Origin of the sequence: Amycolatopsis melonis, from assembly GCF_040064235.1 — a bacterium.
In the GTDB taxonomy this organism is placed as follows: Bacteria; Actinomycetota; Actinomycetes; order Mycobacteriales; family Pseudonocardiaceae; genus Amycolatopsis; species Amycolatopsis melonis.
In genome coordinates this window covers 299,876-312,551 of sequence record NZ_JBDZYD010000007.1, presented here as the reverse complement: position 1 = coordinate 312,551, position 12,676 = coordinate 299,876, and the positions used below count along the sequence as shown (strand labels likewise).

At 71.5% G+C, this 12,676-nt stretch carries 11 protein-coding genes; 5 read left to right on the top strand and 6 right to left on the bottom strand.

What is annotated here, in order from left to right:
* The first annotated feature begins 226 nt into the window (after positions 1 to 226).
* On the top strand, positions 227 to 1,162 hold the full coding sequence (gene ypfJ / locus ABJI51_RS20795) for a KPN_02809 family neutral zinc metallopeptidase (protein ID WP_348952814.1): 936 nt from the start codon (positions 227 to 229) through the stop codon (positions 1,160 to 1,162).
* Between the two features lie 48 nt (positions 1,163 to 1,210).
* Here the strand turns inward: ypfJ and ABJI51_RS20790 are convergent, their stop codons facing one another.
* Positions 1,211 to 2,752, bottom strand: coding sequence for a M28 family metallopeptidase (locus ABJI51_RS20790; RefSeq protein ID WP_348952812.1), 1,542 nt, complete (start codon positions 2,750 to 2,752; stop codon positions 1,211 to 1,213).
* An 82-nt stretch (positions 2,753 to 2,834) separates the two neighbouring features.
* On the opposite strand from ABJI51_RS20790, the gene ABJI51_RS20785 reads away from it, so the two are divergent.
* Entirely contained in the window at positions 2,835 to 3,812 is a 978-nt protein-coding gene (locus ABJI51_RS20785; RefSeq protein WP_348952810.1) for an NAD(P)H-quinone oxidoreductase, read from the top strand.
* A gap of 51 nt (positions 3,813 to 3,863) precedes the next feature.
* Here the strand turns inward: ABJI51_RS20785 and ABJI51_RS20780 are convergent, their stop codons facing one another.
* The gene (locus ABJI51_RS20780; protein WP_348952808.1) at positions 3,864 to 5,063 is read right to left on the bottom strand and encodes a cysteine desulfurase-like protein; all 1,200 of its coding nucleotides are present in this window, start codon (positions 5,061 to 5,063) and stop codon (positions 3,864 to 3,866) included.
* 135 nt (positions 5,064 to 5,198) lie between these two features.
* Here ABJI51_RS20780 and ABJI51_RS20775 point away from each other — a divergent pair, with 135 nt between their 5' ends.
* Positions 5,199 to 5,783: a bacterial proteasome activator family protein gene (locus ABJI51_RS20775; protein ID WP_348952806.1), complete on the top strand. Its 585-nt coding sequence runs from the start codon at positions 5,199 to 5,201 to the stop codon at positions 5,781 to 5,783.
* A 751-nt stretch (positions 5,784 to 6,534) separates the two neighbouring features.
* On the opposite strand, the gene ABJI51_RS20770 is transcribed toward ABJI51_RS20775, so the two are convergent.
* The 3 genes from ABJI51_RS20770 to ABJI51_RS20760 are packed head-to-tail and all read right to left on the bottom strand — an operon-like array spanning position 6,535 to position 9,458.
* Positions 6,535 to 7,719, bottom strand: a complete 1,185-nt coding sequence (locus tag ABJI51_RS20770; protein WP_348952804.1) for an epoxide hydrolase family protein — start codon at positions 7,717 to 7,719, stop codon at positions 6,535 to 6,537.
* A gap of 9 nt (positions 7,720 to 7,728) precedes the next feature.
* The gene (locus ABJI51_RS20765; protein WP_348952802.1) at positions 7,729 to 8,715 is read right to left on the bottom strand and encodes a spore coat protein; all 987 of its coding nucleotides are present in this window, start codon (positions 8,713 to 8,715) and stop codon (positions 7,729 to 7,731) included.
* Positions 8,712 to 9,458 (bottom strand): cytidylyltransferase domain-containing protein, encoded by a 747-nt coding sequence (locus tag ABJI51_RS20760; protein WP_348952800.1) that lies wholly within the window; start codon positions 9,456 to 9,458, stop codon positions 8,712 to 8,714. Before ABJI51_RS20760 ends, ABJI51_RS20765 begins: the two co-directional genes overlap by 4 nt.
* Before the next feature lie 40 nt (positions 9,459 to 9,498).
* On the opposite strand from ABJI51_RS20760, the gene pseB reads away from it, so the two are divergent.
* Positions 9,499 to 10,482 (top strand): UDP-N-acetylglucosamine 4,6-dehydratase (inverting), encoded by a 984-nt coding sequence (gene pseB / locus ABJI51_RS20755; RefSeq protein WP_348952798.1) that lies wholly within the window; start codon positions 9,499 to 9,501, stop codon positions 10,480 to 10,482.
* Positions 10,475 to 11,611: a DegT/DnrJ/EryC1/StrS family aminotransferase gene (locus ABJI51_RS20750; protein ID WP_348952796.1), complete on the top strand. Its 1,137-nt coding sequence runs from the start codon at positions 10,475 to 10,477 to the stop codon at positions 11,609 to 11,611. The genes pseB and ABJI51_RS20750 overlap by 8 nt, the downstream gene beginning before the upstream one ends.
* On the opposite strand, the gene pseI is transcribed toward ABJI51_RS20750, so the two are convergent.
* Complete coding sequence (gene pseI / locus ABJI51_RS20745; protein ID WP_348952794.1) at positions 11,608 to 12,663, bottom strand: pseudaminic acid synthase; 1,056 nt, start codon at positions 12,661 to 12,663, stop codon at positions 11,608 to 11,610. The two genes, ABJI51_RS20750 and pseI, sit on opposite strands and share 4 nt — an antisense overlap.
* Between the last annotated feature and the right edge of the window lie 13 nt (positions 12,664 to 12,676).

Sequence of the window (12,676 nt, the reverse complement as noted above, 5' to 3'; positions counted from 1 at the left end):
CCGGGTCGGCCGCGATTGTGAACAGCGACGAGCGGGCTTCTATGGTGCGTTCACGCATTCGGCGTCGATCGGGCCTGGCTCCGGTCGCGGCCTCGGAAGCCGTGACGACAGCGCCTGAACGCCGGCCCGGACGCGGCCAGCCGCTCGACGAAAGACATAACCTCGGTACAAGCCTGGGTACGGCGTCAGCGCGACGACCGTGCCCAGGCTCACTACTATTTGGCGGGTGAGATTCGACGACGACGCCGGACTGGACACCTCCGAAGTCCAGGACCTGCGCGGAAGCGGTGGAGGCGGCGGCGGGATCGGCGGCCGCGTGGCGCTCGGCGGCGGTGGGCTCGGCGTCGTCGGCCTGATCATCTACTTCGTGCTGTCCCAGCTCGGCGGGGTCAGCATCGGCGGCGGCAGCGGCAGCGCACTGGGCGGCGGGCTCGGCAGCGTCGGCTCCGGCCAGCAGATCGACAACTCCCGGCTCGAAAGCGAGTGCAAGACCGGCGCGGACGCCAACAAGAACCACGACTGCGCCATCGTCGCGATCGTCAACTCCGTGCAGGACTACTGGAAGCAGCAGTTCGCGCGCTCCGGCTCGACCTACCGGCCCGCGCCGACGAAGTTCTTCAACGGCGGCGTGCGCACCGGCTGCGGCAGCGCCACCTCCGACACCGGCCCGTTCTACTGCCCTGCCGACTCCGACGTCTACATCGACCTTTCCTTCTTCGACGAGCTGAAGACCCGCTTCGGCGCGCAGGGCGGCCTCTTCACCGAGGCCTACGTGCTCGCCCACGAGTACGGCCACCACGTGCAGAACCTGCTCGGCACGTCCCGCAAGGGCACCGGCACCGGCCCGACGTCCGGCTCGGTGCGCCTGGAACTGCAGGCCGACTGCTACGCCGGTGTCTGGGCCAACCACGCCTCGACGACGCCGACCGAGTCCGGCAAGCCGCTGATCACCGACGTCACCCAGGACGACGTCGCCTCGGCGCTGGACACCGCGTCCCGCATCGGCGACGACTACATCCAGGAGAAGCTCGGCGGCGGCCAGGTCGACCGGTCGAAGTTCACGCACGGCACGTCCGCGCAGCGCAAGAAGTGGTTCACCACCGGGTTCCAGACCGGCGAGCCCGCCCGCTGCGACACGTTCGGCACCAACAACCTGGGCTGAGACACGGAGAGGGGGCCGTCCCGGCTGGGACGGCCCCCTCTCGTGTCATCAGGCGGTCAACGCGTGCGGGTCACCGGACACGGCGTGCGCCGTGAGGGACCGCTGGGCCGAACGCTTCTGCGCGGTCAGCGACTTCGCCGCGGCCTGGCCGGGCTTGACGCCGTTGATGCTCTCGGTGCTCGTCGCGTAGACGCCGAGTGCCCAGGCGACGCCGTCGGAGTTGCGCTCCAGCGCGACCCGGTCGATGTTGCCGAGGTTGTCGCAGGCCTGGTGGTAGCACGGGTCGAACGCGACGCCCGCCGTGCCGCCCCACTTCGCCGCCTGCGCCGCGGTCTTCAGCACCTCGGCGCCGGTGTCGAGCCCGCCTGCCGGGATGCCGACGGCGATGAACTCGCCGTAGTCCGAACGGCCGGTGAAGTCGGTGCCCTCCACCGAAACGCCCTTCGCGGCCTGCATGAAGTCGACGAAGGTCTTCTCGATCTGCGCCGAGCCGTACGGGCCGGCGCCCGCGCCGACGCCGTCGGAGTTGTCGCCGTCGTAGGCGAAGTAGCCGGCGTTCGGCGAGCCGATCATGTCGAAGTTCAGGTACAGCGCGATGTCCAGCTGCTGCTCGAAGCTGAGCTGGTCGACGTAGTAGGTGGAGCCGATCAGGCCGAACTCCTCCGCGCTCCAGAAGCCGAAGCGGACGGCGTTGTTGGCCTTCGGGCTGCTCCCCAGCTGCAGCGCCGTCTCCAGCAGCGCGGCGGAGCCGGTGCCGTTGTCGTTGATGCCGGGCCCGGCCGGGACGCTGTCGAGGTGCGCCCCCAGCATCACCACGTTGTCCTTGCGCCCGGTCTTGGTCTCGGCGATGACGTTGTAGCTGGTCCGCGCCTCCTGGAAGGCACGCAGCTCCAGGGTGACGTTCTGCCCGCCGAGCGTGGCCAGCTGCGCCCCCGCGGCCGCCGTCACGCCGCCGGTCGGGATCTTCGCGTTCGCCGGGTCCCCCAGTGTCCCGTTCAGATCGCCGTCGGTGTTGTTGTAGACGATCGCGCCGACCGCGCCCGCGGCCGCGGCGGTCTGCTGCTTCTGCGCGAACGAGCAGCCGCCGCGCTTGATCAGCGCGATCTTGCCCGCGACGTCGGCGGTGTAGTCGGTGGCCTCGCAGCCGCTGGTGGCGTCGACCGCGACCACGGCGAGCGGCGCGGTGATGCCGCCGACCGGCGTCGAGACGGTGTACTCCATGGCGATGATCGGGACGTTCGCCCCGCCCGCGGTCAGCTTCTGCGCGAGGGTCTCGGAGTAGGTGAACGGGAACTCCTGCCGGGTCACCTGGAACCCGGCCGCTTCGAGCTTGGTCGCGATGTACTCGGCGGACCGCTTGTGCCCTTCGGTGCTCGCCGCCCGGGTGCCGCCTTGGGTGTCGGCGATCCGCTGCAGGGCGACGAGGTGCCGGTTGACGCCGTTGACGTCGACCTTCTTGACGAGCTGCTTCGCCAGTGCGGGGCCGTCCGGGAGGGTGTCCGCTGCCGCGGCCGGGGTGAGGCCGAGTGTCAGCGTCGCGCAGGCGGCCAAGGCCGCCGGCGGGAGGAACCTGGTTCGGAAGAGTGACATGGTTGCTCACCTTTGTTCGCTTTGCGAAGGACGTCAATGCGTCATTCGGCGGGACCTTCACCCGGCGGTATACAGTCGACACATGTACGCGATCACCATCCGTGAACCAGGTGACCCGGACGTTCTCGAGTGGGCGGAGGTCGCGGATCCGCGTCCCGGCCCCGGCGAAGTGCTGCTGGAAGTCGCGGCGAGCGCGGTGAATCGCGCGGATCTGCTGCAGCGCCAGGGCCACTACCCGCCGCCGCCCGGCGCCAGCGAAATCCTCGGTCTCGAATGTTCCGGCACGATCGCCGAACTCGGCGAAGGCGTCGAAGGCTGGAACGTCGGCGACGAGGTGTGCGCGCTGCTTTCCGGCGGCGGCTACGCGGAGAAGGTCGTCGTCCCGGCCGGGCAGCTGCTGCCGGTGCCGGGCGAGGTGGACCTGCTCGCGGCGGCCGGGCTGCCCGAGGTGGCCTGCACGGTCTGGTCCAACGTCGTGATGCACGCGAAGCTCGCCGAGGGCGAGGTCCTGCTGGTCCACGGCGGTGCGGGCGGGGTCGGCACGCACGCCATCCAGGTCGGCAAGGCGCTCGGCGCGACGGTCGCCGTCACCGCGGGCTCGGCGGACCGGCTCGAAAGCTGCCGCCAGCTCGGCGCCGACCTCACGATCAACTACAAGGACCAGGACTTCGTCGAGGTGCTCCGCCAGGAGACCGGCGGCGCCGACGTCATCCTCGACAACATGGGCGCGTCCTACCTGGGCCGCAACCTGGACGCGCTGCGGCAGGACGGCAGGCTGGTCATCGTCGGCATGCAGGGCGGGGTCAAGGGCGAGCTGAACGTCGGGGCATTGCTCGGCAAACGGGCGAGCGTGTTCGCGGCGGGCCTGCGCTTCCGCCCGCCGGAGCAGAAGGCGGCGATCGTCGCCGACGTCCGCGAGCGGCTGTGGCCGCTGGTCGAGCAGGGTTCGGTCAAGCCGATCGTCGGCCAGGTCGTGCCGATGGCCGAAGCCGCGGCCGCGCACCGGGCCCTGGAGGAGGGCAGCGTGTTCGGCAAGGTGCTGCTGGCCGCGAAGTCATAACAGCGGCGCGAAGCGCCTCCGTTGAGGGTGGCGGCGGGGAGGAAGGCGGAGCTAACGGAGTTCTTCGAGGACTCGCACGAGCTGGTTGATTTCGAAGACGTTGGAGTAGTGGGCGAGCCCGATCCGCACGGCGCCGCCCACTTCTCCGACACCCAGTGACGCGAAGACGCCGCTCGTGCCGTCGTCGGCGAAGGCGCACAACCCCTGAGTTGCCAGGTATTCGGCGACCTCGGGCGCCTTCTTGCCGGCGACGGCGAAGGCGAGCGCGGGAATCCGGCGCATGGCGTTGCCGATGACCATGATGTGCCGCAGCGACAGCAGTTCCGTGGACAGCTGGGCCAGCAGCCCGGCGTGGTAGGACTTCGCCGACCCGAGCGAGGTGACCAGGCGCTCGCGGCGGGATCCGGTGGCGGCGTCGTCGAGACCGGCGAGGTAGTCGATCGACGCGATCAGCCCGGCCAGCAGCGGGTAGGCGTGCGGGCCGAGTTCCAGGCGCGCGGCGCCGCGGGCCATCGGGTCGAGCGACGTGGACGGGATCCGCTCGATCAGCTCGGGGTCGCGGAACACCAGCGCGCCCACCGACGGGCCGCCCCACGCCTGTGCCGACACGACCATGACGTCGGCGCCGAGTGCGTTGATGTCCAGCGGCAGGAAGGGCGCGGCGTAGGTGGCGTCGACGACGACGAGCGCGCCGACCCGCTTGGCGAACTCGATGATCGTCGGCACGTCCGGCCGGGTGCCGACCGAACCGGACGCGAGCGTGACCGCGACGGCCTTCGTGCGCGCCGTCACGAGCTGCTCGTACTGCCACGCGGGCAGCTCGCACGTCTCGATGTCGATCTCGCCCCAGCGCACGACGGCGCCGACCCGCTTCGCGGCACGCTGCCACGGCGCGAGGTTGGCCTGCTCGTCGAGCCGCGACACGACGACTTCGTCGCCGATCGTCCAGCGTTCGGCGAGCGCGTCGACGAGCCGGCGCAGCATGACCGGCGCGCTCGGCCCGAGCACGACGGCGGCCGGGTCGGCCCCGACCAGGTCGGCCACGGCCCGGCGGGCCGCGGTCACGATGCTTTCCGCGCGCTGGGAGGCCGGAAACGCTCCGCCCGGCCCGGACACCGGGGCGCGCATCGCCGTGGAAACGGCCGAAGCGACCTGTTCCGGGACCAGCATTCCGGCGGCGCCGTCGAAGTGAATCCAGCCGTCACCCAGCGCGGGAAAGAGCCCACGGATACGAGCGACGTCGAACGCCATGGGGACACCGTACGGACGTGCGGTTTCGCCGCGCGTCCGGGGTTGGGTGGAGAGCCACCGGGAACCCCGGAAGCCGCTACGCTCGGAGACGGACACCCCGTGGGTGTCGCGGAGCGTGGCGAAACGCAAGCCAGGATGGAGCACATGACCGAGCCGAACTTCACAGCGGGTGACCCGGGCCAGGAATCTTCACCCCACGTGGTGGTCGTCGGACCGGACGGCACACCGGTGGGCACGGCCAAGCTGCCTCCCCCCGACGGCGACGACCACCCGGAGTCGGTGGGCGACCTCGTCGAAGAGCCGGCGAAGGTGATGCGGATCGGCACGATGATCAAGCAGCTCCTGGAGGAGGTCCGCGCGGCCCCGCTGGACGACGCGTCCCGCACGCGGGTCCGCGAGATCCACCAGACGTCGATCCGCGAGCTGGAGAAGGCGCTGGCCCCGGAGCTGCAGGACGAGCTGGAGCGCCTGGTCCGCCCGTTCACCGACGACTCGACCCCGTCGGACGCGGAGCTGCGAATCGCCCAGGCCCAGCTGGTGGGCTGGCTCGAGGGCCTGTTCAGCGGAATCCAGACGGCCCTGTTCGCCCAGCAGATGGCGGCCCGCGTCCAGCTGGAGCAGATGAGGCGCGGATTGCCGGCGGGCCCATCGGGGGCCGGCGGGCACGGTCACGGGCCGGACCACGGGCCGGGGATTTCGGGGACGGGCCAGTACCTCTGACGGCGGCCACGGGGTTGTCCACAGACCATGGGGATTGTGGACAACCCTTGTGGACAACTCGCTTTCGGCCGGTTTTGTCCTGGGGTGGCGGTAGGCTGGAGCTGGGCACGCCCCCCAAGGGAAGGGCGGGGGCCGCTTCGGGGCCTGCTGCCCCCTCGGCTCAGCGCAGCGTGAGCCAGCAGGCCCGGACGCCGGACCCGGCAAGCCTGCGGCTCCATGACATGAACGACTCTTTCCTGTCGTCAGACGTCATGAACGACTCGTTCATGACGTCCGGTCACCCCACGGCACAGCGACTTTGCCGGAACCCTGCCAAGGGAAGGGCGGGGGCCGCGGTGTCGCTGCGCAAGTCCGGCCCCGGCAGCGACCGGCCGGGGGTCGGGTCGTGGCGCCGCTGTGGTGCCGTGAATGACTCATTCACCTCGTCGGACGCCCTGAATGACTCATTCAAGTCGCCCGGGTTACCTCCCGAAGGCGCCGTCAAGTGACCGGGCGTGGATCGGCCGGTTCACGAGAGTTGCCGGGACCCTGCCATGGAGTTGCGCGGGCCGCTTGATCCTCGGCTCGGGTCAGTTCGGCTCCGCGAGGTCGCTTCCCGCGGATTGGGGCCGCTGGTCGGGCTTCTTGGTGTCTTGAATGAGTCATTCAGGACCTGTGAAATTCTCCGCCGAGCCAAGCCGGTGACCGGGTGGTCGCACCACGCACGACTCGTTCAGCGGCGGCTCCGGTCAGGGGCGCGTTGCTGGTGGGACTACCGAGACTCCTCGCGACTGGTGTGACCGGCGCGGATGCACCCAAGCTCAGTGAAGAACGCCCTCAGGTCACCGATCAGCGCGTCCGGTTCCTCCAGTGCCGGGAAGTGACCGCCGCGGGGGAACTCCGTCCAGCGGATGATCTTGTCCGTCCGCTCCCCCAGAGTCCGGATCGGCAGGCCGATGTCGTCCGGGAAGACCGCGACGCCCGTCGGGACCGGGTTCAGGGGCACAGGCGCGCCCCAGCCCGTTGTCAGGGCCGCGTACAGGCGGGCTGAGGAGTTCGCCGTCCCGGTGAACCAGTAGATCGACACGTCCGCCAGGAGGTCGTCGCGGTCGATCAGGTCCTCTGTTGTGTTCGAGAACGAGCGGAACTTCTCCGCTATCCAGGCCAGCTGGCCTGCCGGGGAGTCGTGCAGGCCGTACGCAAGCGTTTGCGGCTTGGTCGACTGGATCATCGCGTAGCCCGTTCCCGAGACCGAGAACGCCTGGCCCTTCTCCAGCGCCCGCTGCCCCGCGGCCAGCTCTGCGCCCGACAGGCCTTCGAGGTCCGCCGGCGTCCGGGGGACCGCCGACGCCAGCATCGTCACGTGGATGCCGAGCAGGCGCTCGGGGAACTGGACCGCCAGCTCGCGCGCGATCATCGCGCCCCAGTCGCCGCCGTGGGCGCCGAACTGCTCGTAGCCGAGGTCGGTCATCAGTGCCGCGAACGCTCGCGCGATGCGGTCCGGGCCCCAGTCCGGCGTCGGGGTGGGGCCCGAAAAGCCGTAGCCGGGGAGGGACGGGACCACCACGGTCAGCGCCGACGCCGGGTCGCCGCCGTACGCGCGGGGGTCCGTCAGGGGGCCGATCACGTCGAGGAACTCCACGATCGATCCCGGCCAGCCGTGCATCAGCAGCACCGGCGGTGCCTCCGGCTCCGGGGACACCACGTGGAGGAAGTGCACGTTCGTGCCGTCGATCGTCGTCGTGAACTGGGGGAACGCGTTGATCCGCTCCTCCTGCGCCCGCCAGTCGAAGCCCGTGCGCCAGTACTCGGCCAGCTCACGCACGTAGCCGACCGGCGCGCCCAGCCGCCAGCCTGTGTCCTCCGGCTGGTCGGGCCAGCGGGTGTTCGCCAGCCGCGTGCGGAGGTCGTCGAGGTCGGACTGGGGAACGTCGATGCGGAACGGGGTGGATGTCATTCCTCGACGCTAGAAGCCGTCGCGGACAGCTCCGGTCCTCGATTCCAGGCAATCCAGCACCCGGTCGACGCCGCGTCCGTCCACAACGGACGACGCCGTGCCCGACAGCGACCGGCGCAGCGAGGCGTCGGACAGCAGCGAGCGCAGCGTGGCGGTCACCTCAGGCAGCCGGTCCGCCAGCGTGTCCGCGGGGCCGAGACCGGCCGCCAGTCCCAGGCCGAGTGCCGCGCGGTAGCCCGGCTCCTGGTTGTCCACCAGCTGCACCGCCGCCGTCGGGACGCCGAGGCAGCACAGCTCCACGAACGTCACGCCGGACGCGCTCACGGCGACGTCGGTCGTCGCCAGGATGTCCAGCAGCGCCGGGCTCGGCGCGGAGAGCCGGATCGTCTGGCCGGGCCGCAGCTCCGGCAGCGCCGGTTCACCCCGCACCAGGGCGTCCGCCACGAACGGCAGTTCAGTGTCGCGAAGCGCGCGAAGCAGCAACGCCACCGTCGTGGCCCACTCGGCTCCGCCGCCCAGGACCACAGTGACGTGCGGAGGCGAGCCGCCAGGCGCACGACGCTCGCGCGTACGCAGCACAACGTCGCGAAGCGGCGCGTACGCGACTCCGCGCAGCAGGACGTCGGAGCCGTCGTCAGGCCGCGGCCCGGGGGCGAAGCCCGAGTCGACGACGATGTCGGCCGGGCGGCGGCCGAAGACGTCGTCCTCGATCGAGACGAGCGCCGCGCCGGCCGCGTTGACCTCCTTGCGGACGTCACCGAGGCCGTAGTGGTCGACGACGACCGCGTCGAAGCCCTCCCCGAGCGGCGACTCCGGCGCCAGGCGGGAGACGCCCAGCTCGTCGAACCGCGCGGCCAGCCACTCCGCGTTCTCGACGCTGCCCGAGAACGTCACCGGCCAGCCGCGGGCGACCGCCCGCTCGGCGTAGGCGACCACCCGCGCGATGTGCCCGGCGCCGATGGCCGCCGACGCGTCCGCGCGCAGCAGCAGCTTCACCGGGCGACTTTCTTCTGCTCGACGTGCGCGTTCAGCGCGACCAGGTCCGGGCGCGACCGCAGCAGCGCGACCACCGCCCGCCAGTCGGCGACACCGTCGCCCAGCTCGGCCACGATCGCCGAAAGCAGGTCCCAGTCCTCCGCGGTGTCCAGCGTCACGCGCAGGTCGCCGGCCGCCGGGCTGACGACGACGCCGGTGCACGCATAGCGCGACGGCTGTGTGTAGATGCCCGAGGTGACGTGCTCGCGGTCCGCTCCGGTGGCGGTCGCGACCTGCTCCTGGAGCACGGCAGCGCGCACCAGCTCGGCGTCGAAGCCGCGCGGCAGGGTCCGGACCAGCGTCGTGCTCACGTAGTCCAGCGACGGCTGGGCCCGCCACAGCGCCGCGAGCTGGCCGATCAGCGCCGGGTCCAGCAGCGGGCAGTCGGCGGTGAGCCTGATCACGGCGTCGGCGGGGTGCTCGCGCAGCGCGACCGCGAACCGGCCGAGGACGTCGTCGAGCGGGCCGCGGACCACCGCCGCGCCGCAGCGGGCGGCTTCGGCGGCGACGGCGTCGTCCGAGGGGTCCGAAGACGTCGCGACCACGACTTCGTCGACGCCCGGCGCGGCCGCCGCGGCCCGGACGACCCAGCCCAGCACGCTGCGGCCGGCGAGCGGGCGCAGCACCTTGCCCGGCAGCCGGGTCGACGACGACCGGGCCTGGATGACGGCGTTGACACCGGGCGCTCCACGCATGGGTGACATGATGGCCGACGGCACTTACCCCGAAACGCGGAGGTCAACGATGTCCGAGCTGGATGGCTCCAGCATCCTGCTCACCGGCGGGACCGGTTCCTTCGGCAAGGCGTTCATCGCGCACGCGCTGGCCGAGCTGAACCCGAGCCGCCTGGTCGTGCTCTCCCGCGACGAGCTCAAGCAGTACGAAACGCGGCAGCTGTTCGGCGACGACCCGCGGCTGCGCTGGTTCATCGGCGACATCCGCGACCGCCGCCGTCTGGAGCGCGCCATGCACGGCGTCGACTACGTCGTGCACGCCGCCGCGCTCAAGCAGGTCGACACCGGCGAGTACAACCCGTTCGAGTTCGTCCAGACCAACGTCGTGGGCTCGCAGAACGTGATCGAGGCGGCGATCGACACCGGCGTCAAGAAGGTCGTCGCGCTGTCGACCGACAAGGCGTCCAGCCCGATCAACCTCTACGGCGCCACCAAGCTGTGCGCCGACCGGATGTTCATCAGCGGCAACCACTACGCGGCCGCGCACGTGACGCGCTTCTCGGTGGTCCGCTACGGCAACGTCATGGGCTCGCGCGGCAGCGTCATCCCGTTCTTCCGGAAGCTGGCCGAGCAGGGCGAGTCGCTGCCGATCACGCACAAGGAGATGACCCGGTTCTGGATCACGCTCCCGCAGGCCGTGCGGTTCGTGGTCGACTCGTTCGACCAGATGCACGGCGGTGAGCTGTACGTGCCGCGGATCCCGAGCATGCGGCTGGTCGACCTCGCCCAGGCGATCGCCCCGGGCAGCCCGATGCACGAGGTCGGCATCCGGCCCGGCGAGAAGCTGCACGAGGAGATGATCGCGCCGGACGACGCGCGCCGGACCGTGCAGCTCAAGGACCGCTACGTCGTCCAGCCGCACCTCGCGGGCTGGGGTTTCGAGCCGCCGGCGGGCGGCACGCCGATGCCGGAGGGCTTCGCCTACCGCTCGGACACCAACGACCTCTGGCTGGACGCGGAGGAGCTGCGCGAGCTGGTCGAGCAGCATGGGTGACTTCCTCCCGTACGGCCGCCAGTCGATCAGCGAAGAGGACATCGAGGCCGTCGTCGGCGTGCTGCGCGGCGACTGGCTGACCACCGGGCCCGCGGTCGGGCAGTTCGAGACGGACCTCGCGGCGCACACCGGCGGGACGCCCGCGGTCGCCGTGACCTCGGGAACGGCCGCCCTGCACGTCGCCTACGCGGCGGCCGGGATCGGGCCGGGCGACGAGGTCGTCACCTCGCCGATGACGTTCGTCGCGACCGCCGCCACCGCCGCGCTGCACGGCGCGAAGGTGGTCTTCGCCGACGTCGAACCGGACACCGGGAATCTTTCGGTCGCGGCGGCGAAGGCCGCGGTCACCGGGCGCACCAAGGTCGTCGCCGCGGTCGACTACGCCGGGCTGCCCGCCGAGCTGGACGAACTCGCCGGCGTCGCCCACGACGCGGGCGCGCTGCTGCTGGAGGACGCCGCGCACTCCGTCGGCGGGTCCTGGCAGGGCCGGGCAGTGGGGTCGATCGCCGACCTGACGACGTTCTCGTTCTTCCCGACCAAGAACCTCACGACGGCCGAAGGCGGCGCCGTCGTCACCCCGCGGGACGACCTCCTGGACCGGGCGCGGAAGTTCCGCAACCACGGCCTGGTCCGCGACCGCGCCGAGCAGCGCTATCCGGACGAAGGCGGCTGGCACCAGGAGGTGCACGAGTTCGGGCTGAACTACCGCCTGCCCGACGTCCTCTGCGCACTGGGCAGCAGCCAGCTCAAGCGGCTCGCGGAGTTCAAGAAGCGCCGAGCCGAGATCCACGCCCGCTACAACGCGGCGCTGGCCGACGTCGACGGCGTCGCCACGCCGCCGTCCCGGCCGGGCGCCGACCCGGTGTGGCACCTCTACCCGCTGCGGGTCCTCGACGGCCGCCGCCGGGCGCTGTTCGACCACCTGCGGGGCGCCGGCATCGGCGTCCAGGTCAACTACATCCCGGCGTACTGGCACCCGGTGTTCGAGGACCTCGGGTACCGGCGCGGGCTGTGCCCGAACGCCGAAGCGTACTACGCGCAGGAGCTGTCGCTGCCGCTGTTCCCGTCGCTGACGGACGCCGACGTCGACCGCGTGGCCGACGCCGTGCGCGCGTTCTTCGGGGCCTAGATCAGGTCCCAGGTCAGGGGCGTGCCCTTCGCGGCGTCGACGCGGAAGGTGCGCCCCACGACCTGGGTGATCGCGGCCGGGGCCAGCCCGCCCGCGGGCCGGATCGACCGGACGTTGGCCGTGGTGACCTCGTCACCGGCGCGGACGTCCTCGACGACGTAGAGGGACCGCCGCAGCCGCAGGCCCTCCTTCTCGCTCTCCCGCGGGCCCAGGACCGGCTCGCCGAGTGCCTCCCACGCCCGGTGCGTCTCGGTGACCAGCGCGGCCAGCTCGGCGGGCTCCAGCGAGAACTCCGAGTCGACGCCGCCGTCGGCACGGGCCAGCGTGACGTGCTTTTCGATGGCCACCGCGCCCAGCGCGACGGCGGCGACCGGCGCGCCGATGCCCGGCGTGTGGTCGGACAGGCCGACCAGCGACTGCGTCAGCCCGGCCAGCAGCGGCAGGCCGCGCAGGTTGCTCTCACGCGGCGAGGCCGGGTAGCTCGCCGTGCAGCCGAGCACGATCAGCTGGTCGTTGCCCGCTTCGCGGGCGGTGCGCACCGCGGCGTCGATCTCGGCGACGTTGGCCATGCCGGTGGAGATGATCAGCGGCTTGCCGGTGCGCGCGCACAGCTCGACCAGCGGCAGGTCGACGATTTCCGAGGAGGCGATCTTGTACGCCGGCGCGTCGAGGGACTCCAGCAGCTCGACCGCGGTCGGGTCGAACGGGCTGGAGAAGATCTCCAGGCCGCGGGCGCGGGCCCGCTCGAACAGCGGCTCGTGCCACTCCCACGGCGTGTGGGCCTTTTCGTACAGTTTGTACAGATTCTGGCCGCCCCACAGCTCGTGCGCGTCGCCGATCCGGAACGCCGGGGTGTCGACGTCGATGGTGATCGTGTCGGGCCGGTAGGTCTGCAGCTTGACCGCGTGCGCGCCGGTCTCGGCGATCGCGTCGACGATGGCCAGCGCCCGGCCGAGGTCGCCGTTGTGGTTGCCGGACATCTCGGCGATCACGAACGGCGCGTGGCCGGGGCCGATCGAGTGCGCGCCGATCCGGATGTCGTCTGCGGGCATGGTGCCTCCCCGG